At 59.9% G+C, this 22,402-nt stretch carries 23 protein-coding genes; all 23 read right to left on the reverse strand.

The annotated features are described in order from the left end of the window. Nucleotides 1-4: 4 nt before the first annotated feature. The 23 genes from ruvA to RAH42_RS06660 all read right to left on the reverse strand — a co-directional run bounded on the left by ruvA (nucleotide 5) and on the right by RAH42_RS06660 (nucleotide 22,385). Entirely contained in the window at nucleotides 5-616 is a 612-nt protein-coding gene (gene ruvA, locus RAH42_RS06550; RefSeq protein ID WP_078016814.1) for a Holliday junction branch migration protein RuvA, read from the reverse strand. A gap of 6 nt (nucleotides 617-622) precedes the next feature. Continuing rightward, nucleotides 623-1,141, reverse strand: coding sequence for a crossover junction endodeoxyribonuclease RuvC (gene ruvC / locus RAH42_RS06555; RefSeq protein WP_078016815.1), 519 nt, complete (start codon nucleotides 1,139-1,141; stop codon nucleotides 623-625). Continuing rightward, nucleotides 1,125-1,880: a YebC/PmpR family DNA-binding transcriptional regulator gene (locus RAH42_RS06560; RefSeq protein ID WP_078016816.1), complete on the reverse strand. Its 756-nt coding sequence runs from the start codon at nucleotides 1,878-1,880 to the stop codon at nucleotides 1,125-1,127. The genes ruvC and RAH42_RS06560 overlap by 17 nt, the downstream gene beginning before the upstream one ends. A gap of 60 nt (nucleotides 1,881-1,940) precedes the next feature. After that, nucleotides 1,941-2,675 carry an NAD(+) synthase gene (gene nadE, locus RAH42_RS06565; protein WP_078016817.1) on the reverse strand — a complete coding sequence of 245 codons (735 nt, stop codon included), beginning with the start codon at nucleotides 2,673-2,675 and terminating at the stop codon, nucleotides 1,941-1,943. Between the two features lie 126 nt (nucleotides 2,676-2,801). Next, entirely contained in the window at nucleotides 2,802-3,845 is a 1,044-nt protein-coding gene (gene ispG, locus RAH42_RS06570) for a (E)-4-hydroxy-3-methylbut-2-enyl-diphosphate synthase (RefSeq protein WP_317539077.1), read from the reverse strand. Nucleotides 3,846-3,859: 14 nt separating this feature from the next. Next, a complete protein-coding gene (locus tag RAH42_RS06575; RefSeq protein ID WP_317539078.1) occupies nucleotides 3,860-4,894 on the reverse strand; it encodes a M50 family metallopeptidase in 1,035 nt (344 codons plus the stop codon). Beyond that, the gene (locus RAH42_RS06580) at nucleotides 4,895-6,070 is read right to left on the reverse strand and encodes a 1-deoxy-D-xylulose-5-phosphate reductoisomerase (protein WP_317539079.1); all 1,176 of its coding nucleotides are present in this window, start codon (nucleotides 6,068-6,070) and stop codon (nucleotides 4,895-4,897) included. Nucleotides 6,071-6,080: 10 nt separating this feature from the next. Then, complete coding sequence (locus tag RAH42_RS06585; RefSeq protein ID WP_078016821.1) at nucleotides 6,081-6,908, reverse strand: phosphatidate cytidylyltransferase; 828 nt, start codon at nucleotides 6,906-6,908, stop codon at nucleotides 6,081-6,083. Then, nucleotides 6,886-7,587, reverse strand: coding sequence for a polyprenyl diphosphate synthase (uppS, locus tag RAH42_RS06590; RefSeq protein WP_317539080.1), 702 nt, complete (start codon nucleotides 7,585-7,587; stop codon nucleotides 6,886-6,888). Before uppS ends, RAH42_RS06585 begins: the two co-directional genes overlap by 23 nt. A 3-nt stretch (nucleotides 7,588-7,590) precedes the next feature. Further along, entirely contained in the window at nucleotides 7,591-8,208 is a 618-nt protein-coding gene (locus RAH42_RS06595; RefSeq protein ID WP_317539081.1) for a uracil-DNA glycosylase, read from the reverse strand. Further along, nucleotides 8,201-9,046 carry a hypothetical protein gene (locus RAH42_RS06600; RefSeq protein WP_317539082.1) on the reverse strand — a complete coding sequence of 282 codons (846 nt, stop codon included), beginning with the start codon at nucleotides 9,044-9,046 and terminating at the stop codon, nucleotides 8,201-8,203. The genes RAH42_RS06595 and RAH42_RS06600 overlap by 8 nt, the downstream gene beginning before the upstream one ends. A gap of 31 nt (nucleotides 9,047-9,077) precedes the next feature. Then, the gene (gene murA, locus RAH42_RS06605) at nucleotides 9,078-10,370 is read right to left on the reverse strand and encodes a UDP-N-acetylglucosamine 1-carboxyvinyltransferase (RefSeq protein WP_317539083.1); all 1,293 of its coding nucleotides are present in this window, start codon (nucleotides 10,368-10,370) and stop codon (nucleotides 9,078-9,080) included. 110 nt (nucleotides 10,371-10,480) lie between these two features. Further along, nucleotides 10,481-11,347, reverse strand: a complete 867-nt coding sequence (locus RAH42_RS06610; RefSeq protein WP_120372009.1) for an MraY family glycosyltransferase — start codon at nucleotides 11,345-11,347, stop codon at nucleotides 10,481-10,483. Beyond that, nucleotides 11,347-12,444, reverse strand: a complete 1,098-nt coding sequence (gene upp / locus RAH42_RS06615) for a uracil phosphoribosyltransferase (RefSeq protein ID WP_317539084.1) — start codon at nucleotides 12,442-12,444, stop codon at nucleotides 11,347-11,349. Before upp ends, RAH42_RS06610 begins: the two co-directional genes overlap by 1 nt. Before the next feature lie 140 nt (nucleotides 12,445-12,584). Continuing rightward, nucleotides 12,585-13,001 (reverse strand): biotin/lipoyl-containing protein, encoded by a 417-nt coding sequence (locus tag RAH42_RS06620; protein WP_317540249.1) that lies wholly within the window; start codon nucleotides 12,999-13,001, stop codon nucleotides 12,585-12,587. A 75-nt stretch (nucleotides 13,002-13,076) separates the two neighbouring features. Then, the gene (locus tag RAH42_RS06625) at nucleotides 13,077-13,445 is read right to left on the reverse strand and encodes an OadG family transporter subunit (RefSeq protein WP_078016829.1); all 369 of its coding nucleotides are present in this window, start codon (nucleotides 13,443-13,445) and stop codon (nucleotides 13,077-13,079) included. A gap of 63 nt (nucleotides 13,446-13,508) precedes the next feature. Further along, complete coding sequence (locus RAH42_RS06630; RefSeq protein WP_317539085.1) at nucleotides 13,509-15,068, reverse strand: acyl-CoA carboxylase subunit beta; 1,560 nt, start codon at nucleotides 15,066-15,068, stop codon at nucleotides 13,509-13,511. Between the two features lie 308 nt (nucleotides 15,069-15,376). Next, nucleotides 15,377-15,607, reverse strand: a complete 231-nt coding sequence (locus tag RAH42_RS06635; RefSeq protein ID WP_078016831.1) for a hypothetical protein — start codon at nucleotides 15,605-15,607, stop codon at nucleotides 15,377-15,379. Nucleotides 15,608-15,925: 318 nt separating this feature from the next. Then, nucleotides 15,926-16,402, reverse strand: coding sequence for an IS200/IS605 family transposase (tnpA, locus tag RAH42_RS06640; RefSeq protein ID WP_317539086.1), 477 nt, complete (start codon nucleotides 16,400-16,402; stop codon nucleotides 15,926-15,928). Between the two features lie 236 nt (nucleotides 16,403-16,638). Next, nucleotides 16,639-17,586, reverse strand: a complete 948-nt coding sequence (locus RAH42_RS06645) for a Gfo/Idh/MocA family oxidoreductase (RefSeq protein WP_078016950.1) — start codon at nucleotides 17,584-17,586, stop codon at nucleotides 16,639-16,641. Between the two features lie 44 nt (nucleotides 17,587-17,630). Beyond that, complete coding sequence (locus RAH42_RS06650) at nucleotides 17,631-18,380, reverse strand: polyphenol oxidase family protein (protein ID WP_317539087.1); 750 nt, start codon at nucleotides 18,378-18,380, stop codon at nucleotides 17,631-17,633. Further along, a complete protein-coding gene (locus tag RAH42_RS06655; protein ID WP_317539088.1) occupies nucleotides 18,367-19,653 on the reverse strand; it encodes a folylpolyglutamate synthase/dihydrofolate synthase family protein in 1,287 nt (428 codons plus the stop codon). The genes RAH42_RS06650 and RAH42_RS06655 overlap by 14 nt, the downstream gene beginning before the upstream one ends. A gap of 26 nt (nucleotides 19,654-19,679) precedes the next feature. Further along, the gene (locus RAH42_RS06660) at nucleotides 19,680-22,385 is read right to left on the reverse strand and encodes a valine--tRNA ligase (protein ID WP_317539089.1); all 2,706 of its coding nucleotides are present in this window, start codon (nucleotides 22,383-22,385) and stop codon (nucleotides 19,680-19,682) included. Nucleotides 22,386-22,402: the final 17 nt, after the last annotated feature.

Genomic DNA, 22,402 nt, shown 5'->3' on the forward strand with positions numbered 1-22,402 from the left:
CACCTCACTTGCGGGGCTGAAGGATGCGAAGGCAGCTCATAATGGCCTCGCTTTCGCCAAGAGACTCTCCCTGTTCAGCCACAACCGACTTGTAGGCGCGCACGGCCGAGGCGCGGTCGAATCCCAGGGATTCAAGAGCGTCGAGCACGCCGGCGGCCGCCTGCCGATCGCCGGCAGGCGCACCGTGCAGTTCGCCCGTCAGCTGGATAAAGCCTTTTTTATGAATGCGGTCAGAAAGTTCGAAACAAATGCGTTCGGCCGTTTTTTTGCCAATTCCCGGCACCGAAGTAAGCAGCCTGATGTCGTTCTGCTCCACGGCCGCGACGATCTCCGCAGGGGAAAGATACTGAAGGATGGAAATGGCCGCCTTGCCGCCCACGCCCTTGGTCAGAATCATCAGTTTGAACGTCCGGCGTTCGGTATCGTCGGCAAAACCGTAAAGAGCCACGCCGGCGTCGCCGATCTGCAGCAGGGTGTAAAGAAATACCTGCGCTCCGAGTTCGCATCGTTCCGCCGCCTGGCGCGTCAAAAGGACCTCCACGCCAAAGCCGTTGCACTCGACGACGGCTGCAAATTCGGACCTTTCTACGACCTTTCCTCTGATGCTGGCAAGCATGGCCGGCTATCTCCTTCCATAGGCATACTGCGGACTGCGGACGATCGCCAGGCCGGCCAGAGCGATACCGAGCGCATCGGCCGTGTCGTCGGGACGGGGGATTTCCGGCAGGTTCAGAAGCTGCTGGATCATGAGCTGTACCTGACGTTTTTCCGCCGTGCCATCGCCGCAGACCGTCAGCTTCACTTCCGACGGTTTGGGTTCGACAACCGGCAGATGATATTGCGCTCCCAGCAACAGTATGGCCCCCCGAACCTGCCACACCGCTTCGGCAGTCGTGCGGTTCTGTCCGAAATAGAGTCTCTCGACGGACATAAAATGAGGGGAGCAGTTTTCAATCTGCTCCCTCACACCGTCATACAACGCTTTAATTCTCACTGACGTATCCTGATGGGGAGGCGTCTCAAGACACCCGTAGGCCAGCGCCCGATAGGAGCTTCCCGATTGGCACACAAAGCCGTATCCGAGGCGGCCGATGCCCGGGTCGATCCCCAGACAGACAAGCCCCTTAGTCGTCGTTGGCAATGGCCTCGTTCACCTCGTCGGTAAATTCAAAGTTCGCGTAGACGTTCTGAACGTCGTCGTGGCTGTCGAGCAGATCGAAGAGCTTGAGCATCTTGCGGGCTTTTTCCACGTCGCCGATTGTCACGGTCGTCTTGGGGACGAAGACATTTTCGGCGTCGGTGACCTTATAGCCCTTCTTTTCAAGCGCTTCGCGAACCTCCATCATGGCTGAAGGATCGGTCGTCACCGTGGCGCCCTCCTCATTGACGGCCACGTCATCCGCGCCGGCGTCGATGGCATCTTCCATCAGCTGATCCTCGTCGACCGCCCCCTCGATGGCGATGCTGCCCTTGCGCTCGAAGTTCCAGGCCACGCTGCCGGCCGTCCCCATGGAACCGCCGTTGCGTTCGAGAATGGCGCGGATCTCGGGCGTGGTACGGTTGCGGTTGTCCGTCAACGACTCGCAGATGATGGCCACGCCGTCGATGCCGTAGCCCTCGTACGTCAGTTCCTCGTAGGAAACGCCCTCGAGCTCGCCGGTGCCGCGTTTGATGGCCCTGGTGATCGTGTCGTTGGGGACGCTGGCCGCCCGCGCGCGGTCGAGCGCCGCCTTGAGGCGCACGTTCATGCCGGGATCGCCGCCGCCCTCCTTGGCCGCGATGATGATCATCTTGATCAGCTTCTGGCGCTCGTTTCCTTTTTTGGAATCCTGCGCAGCCTTACGATGCTTGATATTTGCCCACTTCGAATGCCCTGACATACAAAATCACCTCATAAAAAGTTTAAGGAATCGCACTCTGCAAAACATGCTTGAAATCGCTCAAACTGCGTCGATGACGCAGATTGGCGGCATTTTCCTTTTATGCTCCGAAATACGTCTGCGCCGCTCGATTTCCCTGCGGCTCTTCTCATCGACCGGCCGTCCGGAAACATACGCGTCGAGTACGTCGTAGGACAGCCCCATTTCCTGCTCGTCGGTCTGCCCTTCCCAGAGTCCGGCCGACGGCGGCTTTTCGATGACCGGAGAGGGCACGCCCATTTCGCGCGCGATCGCGCGCACCTCGGCCTTGGTCAGATCGGCCAGAGGCATAAAGTCGCTGCCGCCGTCTCCGTATTTGGTAAAGTAGCCCACGGTCAGCTCGTCCTTGTTGCCCGTACCGCACACCAGGTACCCGAGCGTCTGCGCGATGGAATACGCCGTGATCATGCGCAGGCGGGGCTTGATGTTGGCCGCTGCCAGCGCGGAAGGTTCCATGATCCGGCCGATCGTGCGCCGGTAGACGTCAAAAGTCTCCGACAGATCGACCGTCAGCATTTTCACTCCCAGCGCGTCGGCGGTCAGGCGCGCGTGCTCTCCGTCAAGCGGAATGCTGTGGCACGGCATATACACCGTTATCACGCGTTCCGTCCCGAGCGCTTCTTTGAGCAGCGCCGCCGCCACGGCCGAGTCGATGCCGCCGCTCAGTCCGACCACGGCGCCGCCGGCTCCGGAAGCGGAAATAATCTGGCTCATCCATTTTTCGATGGCGTCGATCAATTTTCTGGCGTCTCTCACAGAAGCCCCTCCTCTTCCCTCATGCGACATGACGTTTTATTTTACCACACTCGCTGTATTTAGGGCAGAAAAAAGCCGCCACGGAAAAATGAAGGGGACATATCATTCTTCCGTGGCGGCTTTTTTTCAAGATTTTTTCGGCAGATGGCGCCGCAGCGCCTCGATCACGCAGCCGCTTTCGACGCGCTCGACGATCTTTCCGTCTTTGAAGATGACCGGGCCCGAAGGCGAACCGGCGACGCCGAGCTGGGCGCAGCGGGCTTCGCGCGGACCGTTCACCTCGCAGCCCATCACGGCCAGCGTGTAGCCGTCGGGCAGTTCTTCCAATATCGGGGCGAGCTGAGGAACGACGGCGGTCACTTCCAGCTGGCGCCGTCCGCAGGTCGGGCACGAGATCAGCCGCCCGCCGCGCTGGCGCAGATTCAGCGCCCGCAGGATGCTGTAGGCCGTCCGCACTTCGTCCGCGGGCGGCTGGGACAAACTGACGCGCATCGTGTCGCCGATGCCCAGCGCCAAAAGCCGCGACAGGCCGCAGGCGCTTTTGACGACGCCGTCCAATCCGCTGCCCGATTCGGTGATCCCCACGTGGAACGGGAAGTCGCCGTAGCGGCGCTGGAGAAGGACGTTGGCGCGCAGGGACTCTTCCAGATCGGTCGATTTGGCGGAAACGACAATGTCGTAAAATTTCAGCGACAGCAGCATTTCCATCTGCTCTCCAACTGCCAGCGCCAGAGCGGCGCCGCGGTCGCCGCCGGCGCGCCGAAGCTGCGCGTCATTGACCGAACCGCTGTTGGCGCCGATCCGGATGACGACCCGGCGCTCCCGCGCCAGGTCGACGACGGCCGCCAGGCGCCCGGGGCTACCCATGTTGCCGGGATTGATGCGGATGGAAGGGCAGCCGGCCTCCATGGCCGCGACGGCAAGCGCCGGATCGAAGTGGATGTCCGCCATCAGCGGCAGCGGCGAGGAATCGTTCAGGGCGCGCAGCCGGTCTTTCAGCTCCGGCTTGGGAAACGCGACGCGCACCAGTTCGCAGCCTTCGGCCCGAAGTTCGGTCAGCTGTTTCAGACACGCGGCCGTGTCGTCGAGGCTCGTTTTCAGCATCGACTCGACCCGCACCGGCGCGCCCACGCCCAGAGTCAGGGAACCAATCCGCACGGTTCTTTTCATGATCGGCCTCCGCGCTAAAAGAGCTTCAAAATATCCTGCCAGGTCACGACGATGATCAGAGCGAACAGGATCATAAAGCCGATGAAATGGATCTTCCCTTCCAGTTCGAGGGACATGTTTCTGCCCGTGATCATCTCGGCCAGCACAAAGAGGATGTGTCCCCCGTCGAGGGCGGGAAAAGGCAGCAAGTTGATGATCCCCAGATTGAGGCTGATCACGGCGAGGAACGACAGCAGCGAGAAAAATCCGGCGCTGGCCGCCTGCCCGGCCATGGCGGCGATACCCACGGGCCCGGAGACGTCGACTTTCGCCGGGTGAACGAGCATTTCTTTCAGCCCCTGGAGCATCGCCAGCGACATGTGGAAGGTCCACGCGATCGAGCCGCGCAGGGCCCGGCTCAGCGGCAGCTTCCTGATCGCGGGCTGGATGCCGATCAGCGGCGGCTCGCCCGCCTTTTCAGCTTTGGTTCCCATCGTCAGCGTCAGCTGCCGGGGACCGCGCCGGACCGTCAGCTCGAGTTTCTCCTGACCGGCGGCCTGGGAGCGGATCGCGCGGGTCATCTCTTCCCAGTTGCGGACGTCGACGCCGCCGACCCGCTCGATCACGTCGCCGCGCCGCAACCCCGCCTCCGCCGCCGGAAAGCCGGGCATCAGCGCGCCGACTTCGCTGACGGAAAGGTCCATCACGCCGCGCGACATCAGCAGCACCGTCGCCAGCGCCACGACCAGCAGGATATTGTTGAAGGCGCCGGCCGCCAAAACGATCAGGCGCTTCCAGGCGGGCTTTTCCTGAAAGCTCTCCCCGGGAAGAAGCGATTCGCCCTCGTTTTCCTCGCCCATGCCGGCCAGACGGACAAAACCGCCCACGGGAAACGCGCGCACCGACCACTTATTTTTGCGCCCCTGGCGCTGCCACAGCACGGGCCCCATGCCGAAGGAAAATTCGTGCACCTTGACGCCGCACCAGAGCGCGGTCAGATAATGGCCGAACTCATGCACGATCACGCAGATCAGGATGATAAAAAGAAACGATATGACGCTCAGAATCATTTAACTCCAAACCTTCTTCCTGCCCCAGGCCCTCTCGTTTGCCAACTCGAGAGCGTGGACCCGGCAGCGTTCGTAAAGCGCGACGCGCGAAGAAATGTCTTCCACGTCTCCGCCGTTATAGCCGTCCACGACGGCGGTCACGACTTTCGCAATGTCGGCGAAGCCGATCTTTCTTTCGAGAAACATCTGCACGGCCGCTTCGTCGGCGGCGATCAGAATGACGGGATAGGGTTCGCCCCTGCGGGCCGCCTCGATCGCCGTATAAAGCCCGGGGAAACGCGCCTCCTGCGGCCTTTCGAAATGAAGATCCAGGCCGTCCAGTTCGACCGGCTCGATCTTCTTCATCCGCAGCGGCAAGCGCATTGGCCACGAGAGGGCCGTCAGCGCCGCAAGGCGCATATCGGGAGGGCTCAGGAGCATCTTCGTCGCCCCGTCGACGAAGGAAACCAGCGCGTGAACTTTCGAGCCGGGATGGATCACGGGCAGGATTTTCTCGCTCGAAATCCCGAAGAGATCGCGCGCCTCGAGGAGCTCGATGCCCTTGTTGATCATCGTGGCGCTGTCGACGCTGATCTTGCGCCCCATGGGCCAGACGGGATGCGACGCCGCCTGCTCGGGCGTGACCGCGTCGAGCTGTTCCAGCGGCGTGCGCAGGAAAGGGCCGCCCGAAGCCGTCAGAACCAGCCGTTCCACATGATCGTAATTTTCGCCGGCAAGACACTGCCAGAGCGCGTTATGTTCGCTGTCGAGCGGACGGATCTGACCGGCGCGCACGGCGGAGGCCAGGCGCTCGCCCATGATCAGCGCCGATTCCTTGTTGGCCAGGCTGATTTCCTTGCCCAGTTCCATCGCGCGCGCCAGCGCCTTTACCGCGACGACGCCGGACGAGGCGAAGACGACATGTTCCACTTCGTCGGACTCGACCAGACGAAGCAGCGCCTCGTCTCCCTGCCAGAGCTCCGCTCCTTTGGGCAAATCACAGCGTGGCTTCCGCAAGACGACGATTTTAGGTCCGAACTCCCGACAAAGCGACGGCAGCGCCTCTCTTCCCGTCTCCGCTGCCAGCGCCGTCACCTGAAAGATCTCGGGATAGGAGCGGCACACGTCAAGCGCCGAAGAGCCCACGCTGCCGGTGCAGCCGATCACGGCCACCTTTTTTCTCGTATTTTTCAACATCCTTCAACTCTCAAAGCAGAAAAGCCCACCAGATCATCCACGCGCACAGCGTGTTGACGAGGACGCTGTCAAAACGGTCGAGGAATCCGCCATGGCCGGGGAAAATGTGTCCGCTGTCCTTGACGTCGTTCTCGCGCTTGATCAGAGATTCCACCAGATCGCCCAGCTGGCCGGCGCTGCCGCAGGCCGCGCCGACGAGGACGAACGCCATCGGGCTGAACTTGAAAAACAGCGCGCACAGCGCACCGCACAGCGTGCTGGCGACAAAACCGCCGATAAAACCTTCAAGGCTCTTGTGAGGGCTGATATGAGGACAAACGCGCACCGTCCCCCAACGCGAGCCGACAAGATAGGCCATGACGTCGCAGGACCAGGTGCAGAGAAAGATGGAAAGCACCGCCGCCCATCCTACGGGATCGGGCAGAGCCCGAAAACGAATCATGCAGTACCACGGGATGACCGCGTACACCAAGCCGGTGATCACGGGCCCGACGCTGGCCGTGGAATGACTGTCGGCGGTCAGCTGGCGCCGCGCCAGTTCCATGAAATAGACGGCGAAGCAGCACAAGCCGAAAATCGCCATCAACCCCGTCTGCGACACGCGTTCGGAGGAAAAAAGCACCACCGTCGCGGCCACCAGGCCGACGCAACGGTCCGCTTTCGGCAGACCGGGCGACATGCGGTAAAACTCCCAGAGAGAACCCAAAGCCACAGACGCGGCATAGACATGCCACCACCAGCCGCCGAGATAGAGCAATCCCAGCATCACCGCGACCAGTGCCGTGCCCGTAGCAGCGCGAACAGCCAGCGTATGCTCAAAACTTTTCGACTCGTCCATAGCGGCGTTCCCTTCCGGCATAGGACTGCAATGCCTTCTTCAGTTCCGCGGTGCCGAAATCGGGCCAGAGCGTGTCCGTAAAATAATATTCGCTGTATGATCCCTGCCACAGCCAGAAATTGCTGATGCGGAGCTCCCCGCTGGTGCGGATGATCAGATCGGGATCGGGAATGTCGGGGAGATAAAGATGTTTCCTCAGGTCTTCTTCGCCGGCGATCGTTTCCCCTTTGGACTGAGCGTCGGCAATGGCGTCCAGGATCTCCTGCCGGCCGCCGTAGTTGAAACAGACGATCAGCGTCATGCGGCCGCATCGAGCCGTCTCCGCTTCGCTCCAGTCGATGATCCGAAGAACTTCGTCGGGCACGCCTCGGCGCGCCCCGCAAAAACGGACTCTGACGCCGTTTTTCACAAGATCGGGAACTTTCTTGCGCGCGTAGTGCCGAAGCAGCTCCATCAACCCCGCCACTTCGAGCCGGGGACGATTCCAATTTTCCGTTGAAAAAGCGTAGACCGACAGGAAGCCAATGCCCATCTCGCCGGCCGCCCGCACCGTCCGTTCCAGAGCGGCGATCCCGGCACGGTGCCCCAGCAGGCGGGGCAGGCCGCGCTTTTTAGCCCAGCGGCCGTTGCCGTCCATGATCAGGGCAACGTGTTTCGGTAAGTTCGCGCAACGTTCCATGCTTTATCCTCTCAAGCTCTCATAGCGCTGACGTATCTCCTGAATATCGCGCCACGTCAAATCCTTGGGGCCGCCGCGCTCACGGCTCTGGTTCCGCAGCAGATAACTGGGATGGAACATCGGCATCAGCGCCGCGCCGCGCCACGTGAACCAGCGCCCGCGCATTTTGGTGATCCCCTCCGTGCCGTGCAGGAACCACTTCAGAGGCGTGTTCCCCAGACAGACGATGATCTGCGGCTGAAGCAGGGCGATCTGAGCCTCCAGCCAGCGCTGGCAGCTTAAGACCTCTTCGATTTCGGGAACGCGGTTGTTGGGCGGCCGGCACTTGACGATGTTGGTGATGTACACGTCGTCGCGGCTGAATTTGGCCGCCTCGAGGATGCGGGTCAGCAGCTGCCCGGCCGGACCGACGAAGGGACGTCCCGAATTGTCCTCCACCTCGCCGGGGCCTTCGCCGACGAACATGATGCGCGAGGTCAGGCTGCCTTCGCCGACCACGACGTTCTTTCTGGAGCGGCAGAGACCACACTGTTCACATCGGTTCGCCGCGTCCCGCAGCAATTGGTAGAGCGCCGTGCGCTCTTGCGGAGAGCGTTGCGCTTGAGAGAGCATTTCAGTCATTAAAGGTTACCTCTGCTATGGTCACGTCGACTCTCGCGACTTCCATTCCCGTCAGCTGTTCGACGGCAACCCGGACGCGCAGCGCCGCCTGACCGGTCAGTTCCTTGAAGCTGAGCGCGCCGGTTTCCACTGTCAGGGAAAGAGAAATGACCAGACGGTCGTTCTCTTCTTTCACTTTGGGTTCTTTGACGGAGACTACCTGTACGGTGCCGCGGGCCACGTGCTCGGCGATCTGTTCGACGACGGCGGATTCGATCTTGAGCGCCCCGTAGTAGCTGAACGGAGGACGCACAATGGTCTTTTCCGCCTCGTCCCGACTCGAGAAAAGATTTTTCAGACGGCCCACCAGTCGTCCCGTATAGTTCTTTTGGATCTGCGTCTGAGCGACGGGAATGACGTGACGCTTGTTCTGTTTCCGCTCGTAAAGCGCCTTTTCGATCTCGTCGTCGGAGGCGACCTGATCGATGCGCACGTATTCCGAAGGCAGCGGCAGTCCCAGCACCTCGCAGATCTCGTCGCTCATGCCCCGCGACGTGGCGAGAATCATGACGCGGCTTCCAGGGTGGCGCGCCAGGCAGCGCCGCACCTCGTCGCGGTGTTCGGGGAAATGGAACATGGCGCGCCGAATGGCCCGTACCATGTTGGGTTCCGTTTTGGCGCTTTTCCCGGCCAGAATTCGCCCGCGGGAGATCAGCAGCCCGTCGTCGATGATGATGTCGACGCTGCGTTTCGACGCGACCATCTGCGAGCGCATGCTTTTTCCCGTTCCCGCCGGCCCGTAAAAGGCCAGGACTTCATATTTCCCCGGAAGGAGGTCAGAAACCGTCTTCGTCTTCACGACCGCTCCCCCTTCTGGAAGGATAAACGCTCTAAAGCGAGCTTTCGTCGTCTTCCGCGATAGAAACTTTGGCGCCCAGCCCCTGCAGGGCGCGATCGAAATTTTCGTACCCTCTCAGGATATGGTCAAGGCCGTAAACGCGAGTCTCGCCTTCAGCCGCCAGCCCCGCCAGCACCAAGGCGGCGCCGGCGCGAAGATCGGTTCCCTGCACGCTGGCGCCGTACAGAGCGGGTACGCCGTTGATGACCGCCGTGTTGCCCTGGATCTCGATCGCCGCGCCCATTTTGCGAAGTTCCGCCACGTGCTGAAAACGGGATTCGAAGATGCTTTCCTTGATCACGCTCGTGCCCTTGGCGAGGCACAGCGCGGCCATCAGCTGCGGCTGCACGTCGGTGGGGAAGCCGGGATAAGGCATGGTCTTGACCGACAGCTTCTTGAGCCTGTCGCGCGAGGGATAAACGGTGACGCTGCTTTCCTGCCGTTCATAAGACACGTCGGCCTCTTCCAGTTTGGCCAGAAGAGAATCGAAATGCTGAGGCGTCACGTCGGTCACGGTCACTTCGCCGTTCGTGATCACGCCGGCCAAGAGGTACGTGCATGAAGCGATGCGGTCGGGGATGATCTGGACGCGGCCGGAAACCAATCCGGCCCGACCGTTGACCTGGATCACGCCGGCGTTGTCCTTTTTATAACAGACCTCGGCCCCCATCGCCTGAAGCGCCTGAACCAAATTCGTGATCTCCGGCTCGCGGGCGGCGTTTTCGATCGTCGTCTCGCCGTCCGCCAGCACCGCCGCCATGACAAGGTTCTCCGTCGCGCCCACCGAAGGGAAATCCAGATATATTCTGCAGCCGCGCAGTTTCTTGGCGCTGGCATAGACGGCCCCGTGGCTGAGTTCGATCGAAGCGCCCATTTTCGCCAGCCCCTTGAGATGCAGATCGATCGGCCGGGCGCCGATCGCACAGCCTCCCGGCAAAGGCATGACCGCCCTTCCCGTCTGGGCAAGCAGCGGTCCCAAAAGGATCGAAGAAGCGCGCATCTTTTGCACCAGCGAGGCGGGCATTTCGCAGATCAGGTCGCCCCGACGGGTCACCGTGGCCGTGCCATCCTCGAACTGCACCCCCATCCCCAGCGCGCACAAAAGAGCGACCAGCGTCTCGGTATCGCGCAGAAGCGGCACATTGGTACATGTCAGTTTTTCGCCGTCGCCGAGCAGAAGAGCCGCCGCCATCACCGGCAGCGCGGCGTTCTTGGATCCCTGGGTACGAACCTTCCCCTTGAGAGCCGCTCCGCCGGAAATCTTTAAAAACTGGGCATTACTCATAACTCCCACTCCTAAGGCACGTTTTTATGATAGCCAAGATACAAATACTTTTACATTATACAACAACTACAAGAAAGCCGTCACCCTCGATCAGGGCGACGGCTTTTCCCCTATAAACGCAAAAGCAGATAGGCGCAGGACAGACTGATGATCTGCAGGAAGCTCAAGACCGCCAGGACCCCGAACGGCGACAGCCCTTTATCCAGCAGACGATGATGAATATGGCTCCGATCGGGATAAAAAGGCGATTTCCCCGCGGCAGCGCGACGGATGATCGCCGCCAGAGTGTCGATCACAGGCACGCCGCCAATGAAAAGCAGCAGCGCGCAGAACTTGTAAATGCCGAGATTCATCGGCAGCAGCCAAAGCATCGTGACGGCCGCGGTAAAGTAGCCCAGCAGGTAGACGCCGCCGTCCCCCAGGAAAGTTCTCGCCCTGGGGAAATTCCAGAAAAAGATCCCTGCGATCATGGCAATGACCGGCATTACCATAGTCGAAGCGCTCATCCAGCCGATAAAGCTCAGACTGAGGAAGGCCATGGAAAGAGCCAAGCCGTTGATGCCGTCGATAAAGTTGTAAGCGTTCGTCACGCCGGCGACCCAGAACAACAGAACGCCCATATGCAGCGCATCCTGCCGTCCCACCATGAGCAACGAGACGGCGGCGGCAAGGAAATGCACGACCAGGCGTCCGAGCGGGGACAGAGAAAGCATGTCGTCCACATAGCCGGCAAAAAAAACGATCGTCGCGCCGGTCACGATGATCCTCAGTTCGAACGAAACCCGGGCAAAAAGCAGCGCCCACATCAGCAGGCCGCTCCACAAAACAAGCCCGGCGCCGCGCGGCACCGGGTCATGGTGGATCTTGCGCTGATCCGGGTAATCCATCATGCCGTAACGCTCCGCCAGCATGATGGCAATGGGAGTCATCCCGCCGCCCCACAACAGAAAGATCACAAAAAGCCAGAACGGCTTCATCAACGGGTTCCGAAAATACGGTCTCCTGCGTCGCCAAGGCCGGGAACGATATAACCGTGCTCGTTCAGATGACTGTCAAGAGACGCGACAAAGATGTTCACGTCGGGATGCTGCTCGTGCACGACCGAAACGCCCTCGGGCGCGGCGATCAGACAGACCAGAGAGATCTTTTTGCCGCCGCGCTTTTTGATCAGGCTGATGGCTTCCGCCGAGGAACCTCCGGTCGCCAGCATCGGATCGAGCAGGAAAATATCGCGTTCCTCGATATCGCCCGGAAGCTTGCAGTAGTATTCCACCGGCTGAAGCGTCTCCGGATTGCGGTAAAGGCCGATATGCCCGACCTTCGCGTTGGGGATCAGGTTCAACACGCCCTCCATCATGCCCAGCCCGGCGCGCAGGATCGGCACGATCGCCAGTTTTTTGCCCGCCAGCGCATAGGCCTTCGTGCGCGTGATGGGCGTTTCCACGTCGATCATCTTCAGGGGCAGATCGCGGGTGATCTCGTAGACCATCAGCGAAGCGATCTCCGCCACCGTCTCGCGGAACGTCTTCACCGGGGTGTTCTTGTCGCGGATAATGCTCAGCTTGTGCTGCACGAGCGGATGGTCGAAGACCACCACCTGGCCGGCCTCGTTCATAAAGGCTCGATTCGTGCTGCGTTCGTAGGCGCAGATCTTCTGCGTGCGGCGTACATGGCGTCCGCCGTCGAACCCGGTCGCCAGCCAGGCATCGACGATTTCCATCGCCGTCGGCTCGTCGATGACGCGCGCTCCCAGCGTCAGGACGTTGGCGTTGTTATGACGACGGCTCAGGACCGCGACCTCTTTATTCCAACAGTCCGCCGCGTAAACTCCCGAGACCTTGTTGGCGGCGATCTCCATGCCCAGTCCCGTACCGCAGACCAGAATGCCGCGGTCGGCGTCGCCGTGAGCCACGCTGCGCCCGACCTGCAGAGCGATATCGGTATAATCGCAGGAGACCTCCGCCGTGTCGGTGCCAAAATCCTGCACCGCCAAGCCCTCGCGGCCGGCCAAATGAGCGATGACCTTCTGCTTCAGTTCATACCCCGCGTGATCGGAACCAATAAGAATTTTCACGATGAAATTTCCCCCTCAAAAGAAGTCGATTCGCCGACCTTCAGTCATTTCCACGGAACAAGGCTATTTTGCCACACTTGCATAAAAAAAGCGAGGTCATCCACGAAAAGTGGATGCCTCGCCTTCGGGACCGGCAGTTTTCAGCCAATAACCACGAGAACGTCGCCGCTGTTCACGGCCGAACCCTCGTTCACACGGATCTCCAGCACCTTGCCGTCGCGGCCGGCGGGAATTTCGTTTTCCATCTTCATGGCCTCGAGGATCAGAAGATTGTCATTGGCCGTCACGGTGTCGCCCACCTTGGCAAGGACGCGCAGGACTTTGCCGGGCATAGGCGCCGTCACTTCCGTGCTGCCCGCCGGAGCGGCGGCGGCCGGCGCCGCCACCGGAGCGGGCGCAGCCTTGGGCGCCGGCGCCGGAGCAGCGGCAGGAGCAGAAACGGGAGCCGCCGCAACGGGCGCAGCCTGAGGCGCCGCGACAGGAGCGGCGCCAGCAAGAGGCTCGACGTTTACGTCATAGGACTTGCCATTCACGGTAATCTTATACATCGACATTATGAGTATCCTCCTCGGTTGTTTTTCAATGAGATAATTTTTTCGGATTTCAGGCGCACTGACCTGAACCGTCAGTCACTAATTCCAGCGGTCAGAGAGAGCTCCCTGAAGCGCTTCGATGCGTCCACAGGCGATCCATGCCGTTTCGTCGCTGCCGATCAGATGCACGCCGGCCGGAACGATCGATCTGATGGACATCATAGTTCCCGTCTGCGCCGCGATCGCCGCCGCGATAACGGCCACGAGTTCGTCGTCCGAAGCCGTTCCGACGCGAACAGGCGCAGCGCCTGCAGCAACTTGCGCAGGAGCGGGAGCGGCCGCTGGAGCTTTTTGATTGCCGGCGACCTTGGAAACAACGCGCATGGCAAAGATAACCAACGTCAGTCCCGCCAAAACAAGGAAAACGACGCTGAAGGCGATCAGTGAAAGAGCCGTAGCACCGCCCATTCCTTCAAAGGACGCTGCTAATGTTTTTACTGCTTCGGTAGCGGGCATCGCTCTTCCTCCTCACTAGTTGGGCATGACGCCGTGCTTCTTGCGGGGCAGAGCCTGGCGTTTCGTGCGGTGAGCCTTCAACGCCTGAATGACTTCGTACCGGGTTTCTTCGGGGAGGATGACCTTGTCGACGTAACCGCGGCTGGCCGCCTGATACGGCGTCGCAAAGGCGTCTTCATACTCGCTGATGAGCTCGGCGCGCTCAGCCTGAGGATCCTTGGCCGCTTCGATCTCCTTGCGGAAGATGATATTGGCCGCGCCGGCCGCTCCCATGACGGCGATCTGCGACTGAGGCCAGGCAAGGACAGAATCGGCCCCCAGCGCCTTGGAACACATGCCGATATAAGCGCCGCCGTAAGCTTTGCGCATCACCACCGTGATCAGGGGCACGGTCGCCTCGCTGTAAGCATACAGCATCTTGGCGCCGTGACGGATGATACCGCCCCACTCCTGCGCCTTGCCGGGCAGGTAACCGGGGACGTCGACGAACGTCACGATCGGAAGGTTGAAGGCGTCGCAGTGACGGATAAAACGGCTCGCCTTATCAGAACAGTCGATATCGAGGCATCCCGCCATCACGCTGGCCTGATTGGCAACAATGCCGACCGGCATACCGTCGAAGCTGGCATAGCCGATCACGATGTTCTTGGCCCACATCGCCTGAACCTCGACGAACTTGCCGTCGTCGACCACCGCCTTGATCACGTTGTGCACATCGTACCCCTTGTTGGAATCGGTGGGCACCATGGTGCGCAGAGCCATCTCCGTGCGGGAGACGGGGTCGCTCGTCGCCACGCGGGGCGCGTCGCCCATGTTGTTGCTGGGCAAGTAGCTCAGCACGTCACGAACCTGCTGGAAGCATTCCTGCTCGGAAGCGGCGAAGAAATGCGCGTTGCCGGAGCGACTGTTATGAGTTTTGGCGCCGCCCAGCTCCTCGCTGGAAATCTCTTCGCCGGTCACCGTCTTGATGACGGCGGGGCCCGTGATATGCATGATGCTGATCTTGTCAACCATAAAGATGTAATCCGTCAAAGCGGGGCTGTACACCGCGCCGCCAGCCGTCGGACCGACGATGACCGACATCTGCGGGATGATGCCGCTGGAAATGGTATTGCGGTAGAAGATTCCACCGTAGCCGTCCAAAGCGTCAACGGCTTCCTGAATACGAGCTCCGCCGCTGTCGTTGATGCCGACGATCGGACAGCCGTTGCGAAGGGCAAGGTCCATGACTTTGCAGATCTTGGCAGCGTGCATCTGTCCCAGAGAGCCGCCGAGAACCGTAAAGTCCTGGCTGAAAACGTAAACGATGCGTCCGCCGACCGTGCCGTAGCCCGTGACGACGCCGTCGCCTAAATATTTTTTGTTCTCCATGCCGAAATTCGTGCAGCGATGTTCCACAAATTCGTCGAGCTCGACAAACGATCCCTCATCCATGAGGAGATCGATCCTTTCACGAGCCGTGAGACTGCCCTTGGCCTTGTGCTTGGCAACAGCCTTCTCGCCGCCGCCGGCCGCCGCCTTGGCGCGCTTGTCGAGAAGCACATTGCAAAGCTCATCGATGGTTTTTACCGCCATACTGGTACCTCCTTGAAAAATATGAACTGCCGTTAACGCCGTTTATCTTTAACGCTCATCAGACGTCAATCCGTGAGGCGCTTGACAAGAATGGAGCTCGCCCTTTCCTTCGCCGAAAAAACAATAATCATACTCTATCAGTAATTCGGGCAAAGTCAATCACGAATCGCTCCTTGTTTTCCCGTGCGCACGAGGGCTGCGGAGGAAAGCGGGAACCGCCTACAAATAATAACAGAGAATAACGAAAAAAGCTCTTATTCTTCTTGCTGAATTCTTAAAAAAATGCGAGAAACACGTCCGACAGAATTTTAAACATATCGAAAACCAAGGAGCGCTCCGAGAAACATCATCAAACCGCCGACAAGGCAGAGCCATAAGATCGAGCGGAGATAAAGCAACATCGCGCCGCCCCCGGGGTAACGGCCCGTCTGAATGCCGCGGATCAGCTTTACAAGGAAGAACGTTGCCGCAAAGAAAACAAGGCCCAACAAGGCCTGAAAATTTAGGGCCGGAAGCCCCATGATGATCTTTTTTTCCACGTTGTCCCTCCTGGGTGCGAATATACGACGATAATATCACAATCCAATATTCCCATGGCAACGAGTTCAATGATTGCGGCAATAATACTCCTCCATCAGTCAAAAAGCCGGACGCAAGGGCGCCGCGAGGAAGACTCACAAAGCGAGCGTCGCAGCGTACAGAAAACTATGTCACTGCGCTCTACCGAGAATCATAACCACCGGCCGTGCCGGTGGTTTGCACAAGCCCCCTTGGGGCATCTTCCCAGCCGAGCCTATAGGCTCATCGAAAAGTCTGTCAGCCGCACAACTCTCACAGGCTGCCCCTAAAGGGGCTCTCTACTTGCCTTCCTGTGCCGGCTTACCCGTAAACGGGTCAACGTACTCTTTGATCGTCAGCTGTTCCTCGGCATGATCTTCCTGTAATTGATTCCTGATGGAGGTCTCTATTGCATTCTTGTTGCGTCCTACCGTGCTTACGTAATAACCGCGACACCAGAAATGTCGATTGCCATATTTGTACTTCAGATTCGCGTACTTCTCGTAAATCATCAGACTGCTTTTACCTTTCAAGTAAACCATCACCTGTGATATGCTGTATTTGGGCGGTATACTCAGGAGCATGTGGACGTGATCTTTGCATGCTTCCGCCTCCAATATTTCAATTTCTTTGTACGCACACAGTTTTCTCAGCATCAGGCCAATGTCTTGTTTGATCTTCCCGTAGATGATCTGGCGGCGATACTTCGGCGCAAATACCACGTGATACTTACACTCCCACTTCGTGTGTGCTAAACTACTTATGTCAAGTTTCATCAGGACTTGATCCTCCTTTGGTTTGGCTTGGCGGCTGACAGACCGTTCTTACTTTACCAAAGGAGGAGTCCTTTTTCTCCATAGCTAAAGCCTTTTGGAACCACCGGCACTGCCGGTGGTTTTCGTTTTACAAAAAAAGACAGGCAGAAAGAAAAATTTTCTGCCTGTCTTTTTTACTGTTCTCGACGCGCCTTTGCGCTACAAAAGGGCACGGAGCCTTTTCAACGAAACCGGTATCAATCCTGAAAATGAATCTGCTTCAATATGTCCACGGCCACCTGAAGCGCCCGCTTGCCGTCCGAAATCCCGACCAGCGGCTGGCGCCCCTCGCGCACGCAGGTCATGAAATGCTGGAGCTCCTGCTTGAGCGGCTCTCCTTTCGGCAACAAAGGATGTTCGATCACTTCGATCAAACTTCCGGCAGCCGACGTTTGCGGTGCATGATGGACCATCACGTCCTGAGTTTCGAAGTTCACGGAATAATACTTGTCGCGGCACATGACATCCATCTGGCGCAGGCGGCGCTCCGCCACCCGGCTCACCTGAATGTCGGCGACCGCTCCCGACTCGAAAGCGATCTGGGCGACGGCAAGATCCTCGTGATTCGTGCGGATCTTGCGTCCCATCGCGTTGATCGCCGCGATTTCGGACTTCACGAGCGAAAGCACAATATCGATGTCGTGAATCATCAGATCGAGCACGACCCCCACGTCGCCGATCCGCGACGAAAAGGGGCCCTGGCGGCGCGACTGTATGCAGAGCGGATCGTTTTTGATCTCGCCGTCAAGATAGCGGATCGCGCTGTTGAATCGTTCCACGTGCCCGACCTGGAGAACGATGCCGTTGTCCCGGGCGATGTCCAAAAGCGCCGAAGCCTGCTCCACGGTGCTCGTCACCGGTTTTTCGATCAGCAGGTGGATCCCCTGTCGGGCCAGACGGCTGGCCACGTCAAAATGAGCAACGGTCGGCACGACAACGCTGATCGCTTCGGGCCTCTGTTCGCTGACGAATCGTTCTACGTCGGTATAGGCCGGCACGCCGTACTGCGCGCCGATCTCCTCCGCGGCTGAGAGAGAGCTGTCAACAACGCCAACCAGCTTCGCTCCCATCAGTTCTTTGTATATGCGCGCGTGGATACGGCCAAGATGTCCTACTCCGATGACGCCAACTCGGATGCTCCCCACATGATTCACCCCGTTTTATATGTTGCACTGCTCTTTTTATCTTATCACGTGCATTCCGCTTTTTGTGGCCTTTCTGTCTGTATCGTGAGAAGCATCCGCGGATCGTTTTCCCGAGTGGAGCGCCTGTGGGAGTAGAACAGATCGGTCCGGCAGCACGTGCACTGGGACTCGAGGAAAATGCGTTCGGCGGGAACGCCCTGTTCCTGCAGCTGGCCGGCGATCTGTCTTTTCAGGTCGAACAGCGCGTAATCGGCCGAAACGCGGACGGCCTCCGGAGCAAAGACTTTCAGAGCTTCGGCCGTAGAGGGATCGTCCATGCGGCGGCTGTAACACGCTCCGGAAATACACGGCCCCACCCACGCATAAAGGTTCTGCGGAGCGGCGCTGCCAAATCTTTGACGGGCCGAATCCATTCCCGAAGCGCAGATATTTTTCAAAGTCCCCTTGAAACCGGAATGCAGCGCCAGAATCCAGGGCGTTTCCCCAAGCGAGAGAACTACGACCGGCGCGCAGTCTCCGAAGCGCAGTCCGCAGGCTGCGTCTCCGGGCGCGATCAGCAGACCGTCGGCCCGGTCCTTCTCGGGATAGCGGAGCGCCCGGTCTGCGGAAAGGACGCGCGTGCCGTGGACCTGGCCGGGCAGGACGAACGGGGCACGCGCCGCCAGGCGCTCGATCTCGTCCTGCGCGCTGACGCCCTTCAAAGAGATCCGCACATGAAAGGGAGCCTGCGGGGGCAGCGGATAATCATAAAACCCGCGATGCGACGCGATCGTAAAAGTTTTACAGCCATCCATCGTCCTTTATCCGCCTCCTGATCGTGCCGACGAAGTACAGACTTCCGCAAAGGATCACGGGATCGCCCAGCGCCATGGCGGCTTTCAGAGCCGTCAGCGGATCTTTCACCGCCAGCGGCTCGCCCCCCCACGGGAAAGCGGCCGCCGTCCGCGCCAAAACTTCGGCGCTCTCGCAGCGCTGCGCGCCTTCAAGCTCCACGCAGAACAGACGCGCCTGCGGAAACGCCCGGGCATACAGCGCCAACGAGGCGGCGTAATCCTTGTCGGCCATGGACGTGTAGACAAAGCTGAGCGGGCGGTCGCCGTAAAGCGCTTTCAGCGACCGGATCAGCGCGGCCGTGCCGTGGGGGTTGTGAGCCCCGTCCAGGATCACGTCGGGGCCGCGATGCATGACCTCCATACGTCCCGGCCAGGAAACTTCCGCCAGCCCCTTTTCCATTGCCCCGGCGCCGACCGGCAGCCGGTCGGAAATCATTTCCAGGGCCCGCAGCGCCAGCGAGGCGTTTTCGGGCTGATGCAGCCCCGCGAGCCGGACGAAGCAGCGCCGCGTTCCCTGCGGTCCCGCATAGGTGAAGAGGTTCCCGTCCAAAGAGGTTTGCACGCCGGCAATCCGACAGCGCTCGGAAAAGATCTCGCCGACCGCGTTCACTTCCGCACAACGGCGGCGGAACTGTTCGTTCAGCGCCGCCTCGCCGCCGCAGTACAGGGCTCTTCCGCCCGGCTTGACGATGCCGAACTTCTCCGCGGCGATCTCGCTCAGGCTGTCGCCGAGCAAATGCATGTGATCCATCCCCAGCGGCGTGATAACGCTCAGCAGAGGCCGGCGCAGCATGTTCGTGGCGTCGAGCCGTCCGCCCAGCCCCGTTTCGATCACCGCGGCATCGACCTTCTCCCGCTCGATCAGCCAGAAAGCGGCCGCCGTCAGCGCCTGAAAATATCCCAGACGGACCTCCGGCAGCTTTTTCAAGACCGCGCTGACCCGCTCCAGAGCGTCCAGCCATTTCTCGCAGCCCAACATCCGCCCGTCGACCAAAAGCCGCTCGCCCAAACAGGTCAGATGCGGGCTTGTGTACAAGGCCGTCCTGTATCCTGCGGCGCGCAGCATGGAATCGAGGCAGGCGGCAGTAGAACCTTTGCCGTTCGTTCCGGCGATATGAACGGCAGGAAATCTCGACGGATCTCCCAGTTCCTCAAAAACTTTCTCTACAAAAACAAGCCCCTGAAGCGATTCGGGCTTGTCAGAGAGTTCAGGCGCTTTTCGACAGCATCCCAACACTCGAAACGGTCCATTTTAATTGATTATTCCTCGGACAAGCTGGCAATGTTTTCGAGAATGCGGACGCGGCGGCTCTTCGACTCGTCGGCGCGCTGACGTTCCGTCTCGACGACGTCCTCCGGCGCTTTGGCCACGAAGCTCTCGCTCGAAAGTTTCTTCTCGCTGCGGGCCAGATTGGCTTCGACCTGCTTCAACTCTTTTTGCAGACGTTCGACCTCCGCTTTCGGATCGAGCAGGTCGCCAACCGGCAGGAACACTTGGCCGGCCCTGACGATCGAGCTCAGCGCCAGATGAGGCTTATCGGCTTCGGCGGCAACGACTTCAACGGCGTCGACCTTGGCGGAGAGTTTGATCAGATCGAGGTTGGCCTCGAGCACCGGCTCGAACGCCTGGTCGGGACCGCGCAGCACGATGCGCTGCACGTTCCGGCTGGGCGGCAGCCCCGCTTCGGCGCGCAGATTGCGGATGGAACGGATAAATTCCTGAAGCTCGTCCATCTCCGCGACCGACGCCCGGTCAACGGCGTAGGCGGCAGCGTCAGGCCAGGACTCCAACTCCATCGGCTTCTCGCCAAAGGCAAAGGCGTGCCACAGTTCCTCGGTCACAAAAGGAATAAAAGGATGCAGCAGACGCAGAGCGTCCTTGAACACGCGCAGCAGCACGCGTTTTGTCGTCTCCTGGCGCTCGGGGCCTTCGTCGCCGTACAGCGCCGGCTTGGAAAGCTCGATGTACCAGTCGCAGAAATCGCCCCACATGAACTCGTAAAGTTCGCGCGCGGCTTCGCCGATGAAGTATCCGTCGATATCCTTCGTCACGACGTCGTCAAGGCGGCGCAGCCGTTCGAGGATCCAGCGGTCATGGAGGCGCATGTGCTTGGGATCGGGCTGTCCTTCATGGTCCTCGTCGCCGAGACTCATCAGCGCGAAACGACTGGCGTTCCAGATCTTGTTGATAAAACGTTTGTAGTTTTCGATCTTCGCAGGGCCAAGCAGGATGTCGCGGCCCTGCACCGTCAGAGCCGCGACGGTAAAACGCAACGCGTCGGCTCCGTACAGCCTGATCATGTCGATGGGGTCGATGCCGTTGCCCAAGGACTTGCTCATCTTGCGTCCCTTTTCGTCGCGCACCAGAGCATGGATGAAAATATCATGGAAAGGCACCTCGTCCATGAACTCCAGCCCCATCATGATCATTCGCGACACCCAGAAGAAAATAATGTCGAATCCCGTGACCATGACCGACGTCGGATAGAAATATTTCAGTTCCTCGGTCTTTTCGGGCCAGCCCATCGTGGAAAACGGCCACAGCGCGCTGCTGAACCACGTGTCCAGAACGTCCTCGTCCTGTTTCAGACTTTTGGAACCGCACTTCGGGCAGCGCTCGGGATCGTGTTCGGCAACGACGATATGACCGCAGTCTCCGCAGGTCCAGGCGGGAATGCGATGCCCCCACCACAGCTGACGGGAAATGCACCAGTCGCGCACGCCGTCCATCCACTGATAATACGTCTTATCCCACTGCGGCGGGACCCAGCGCATGTGCCCGGCCTTCGATTCCGCGACGCCGCGCTCGGCCAGCGGGGCCACCTTGACGAACCATTGCTCCGACAGGTAAGGTTCCACGGTGGTACCGCAGCGGTAGCAATGGCCGACCTGATGAGGCAGCTCTTCGATCTTTTCGAGCACGCCTTCGCCCTGCATGATCTCCACGCTCTTGACGCGCGCTTCGGCTACGGACATGCCTTCCATCTCTTGGGCGGCTTCGGTCATGTTGATCATGTGCCCGTCCTCGTCGATCACCTGGATCGGCTCGAGGCCATGCGTACGGCCGACCTGAAAATCGTTGGGATCATGCGCCGGCGTGATCTTCACGAAGCCGGTCCCGAAAGCGGGATCGACCATGCGGTCGGCGATGACGGGGATCGCCCGACCGCCGCTCATCGTGCCGTCGACAAGGCGGCCGCCCGTCATCGGCACGATCACCTCGCGGCCAACCGCATAAGCGTGCGCTTCGTCGCCGGGATGCACCGCCACCGCCACGTCGGCGATGATCGTCTCGGGGCGCGTCGTGGCGATCATGATGTACTCGCCGCTGTCCTTGAAGTAATAACGGACATAATACATGTGCCCCATCTCTTCGGAATGTTCCACTTCGATGTCGGAGAGCGCCGTGTGGCAGCGCGGGCACCAGTTGACAATGTACTTCCCCTTGTAGATCAGACCCTTTTCATAGAGACGGCAAAACACCGTACGGACGGCTTTGGAAAGCCCTTCGTCCATCGTGAAACGCTCGCGCTTCCAGTCGCAGGAATCGCCCAGACACTTCATTTGGTTGACGATGCGGCTGCGGTACTCCTCTTTCCATTCCCACGTCCGCTTCACAAAGGCCTCGCGCCCCAAATCGCGGCGCGACGTGCCCTCTTTGGCGAGGCGACGCTCCACCACGTTCTGCGTGGCAATGCCGGCATGATCCGTCCCGGGCAGCCAGAGCACGCTGTACCCGCACGCTCTCTTGTAACGCGCCAGAATGTCCTGGAACGTGTGGTCGTAGGCGTGTCCCATGTGCAGCGCCCCGGTAACGTTTGGCGGCGGAAGCACGATCGAGAAAGCTTTTTTCTCCGCATCAATCTTTGCGTCAAAAAGGTCCTGATCCAGCCACCACTGATACCATTTTTCCTCAAGAGGCGCGGGGTCGTATGTTTTCGACAGCTCTGCGTTGCGCGAGGCCATTTATTTTTCCTCCCTAG

It is taken from the genome of Pyramidobacter sp. YE332 (assembly GCF_033060595.1).
Taxonomy (GTDB): Bacteria; Synergistota; Synergistia; order Synergistales; family Dethiosulfovibrionaceae; genus Pyramidobacter.

Bases quoted from the DNA above. Each gene is read 5' to 3' on its own strand.
- ruvA (WP_078016814.1), bottom strand. From the start codon at position 616: ATGCTTGCCAGCATCAGAGGAAAGGTCGTAGAAAGGTCCGAATTTGCA.
- RAH42_RS06560 (WP_078016816.1), bottom strand. From the start codon at position 1,880: ATGTCAGGGCATTCGAAGTGGGCAAATATCAAGCATCGTAAGGCTGCG.
- ispG (WP_317539077.1), bottom strand. From the start codon at position 3,845: ATGAAAAGAACCGTGCGGATTGGTTCCCTGACTCTGGGCGTGGGCGCG.
- RAH42_RS06575 (WP_317539078.1), bottom strand. From the start codon at position 4,894: ATGATTCTGAGCGTCATATCGTTTCTTTTTATCATCCTGATCTGCGTG.
- RAH42_RS06580 (WP_317539079.1), bottom strand. From the start codon at position 6,070: ATGTTGAAAAATACGAGAAAAAAGGTGGCCGTGATCGGCTGCACCGGC.
- RAH42_RS06585 (WP_078016821.1), bottom strand. From the start codon at position 6,908: ATGGACGAGTCGAAAAGTTTTGAGCATACGCTGGCTGTTCGCGCTGCT.
- uppS (WP_317539080.1), bottom strand. From the start codon at position 7,587: ATGGAACGTTGCGCGAACTTACCGAAACACGTTGCCCTGATCATGGAC.
- RAH42_RS06595 (WP_317539081.1), bottom strand. From the start codon at position 8,208: ATGACTGAAATGCTCTCTCAAGCGCAACGCTCTCCGCAAGAGCGCACG.
- murA (WP_317539083.1), bottom strand. From the start codon at position 10,370: ATGAGTAATGCCCAGTTTTTAAAGATTTCCGGCGGAGCGGCTCTCAAG.
- RAH42_RS06610 (WP_120372009.1), bottom strand. From the start codon at position 11,347: ATGAAGCCGTTCTGGCTTTTTGTGATCTTTCTGTTGTGGGGCGGCGGG.
- RAH42_RS06625 (WP_078016829.1), bottom strand. From the start codon at position 13,445: ATGGGCGGTGCTACGGCTCTTTCACTGATCGCCTTCAGCGTCGTTTTC.
- RAH42_RS06630 (WP_317539085.1), bottom strand. From the start codon at position 15,068: ATGGCGGTAAAAACCATCGATGAGCTTTGCAATGTGCTTCTCGACAAG.
- tnpA (WP_317539086.1), bottom strand. From the start codon at position 16,402: ATGAAACTTGACATAAGTAGTTTAGCACACACGAAGTGGGAGTGTAAG.
- RAH42_RS06650 (WP_317539087.1), bottom strand. From the start codon at position 18,380: ATGGATGGCTGTAAAACTTTTACGATCGCGTCGCATCGCGGGTTTTAT.
- RAH42_RS06660 (WP_317539089.1), bottom strand. From the start codon at position 22,385: ATGGCCTCGCGCAACGCAGAGCTGTCGAAAACATACGACCCCGCGCCT.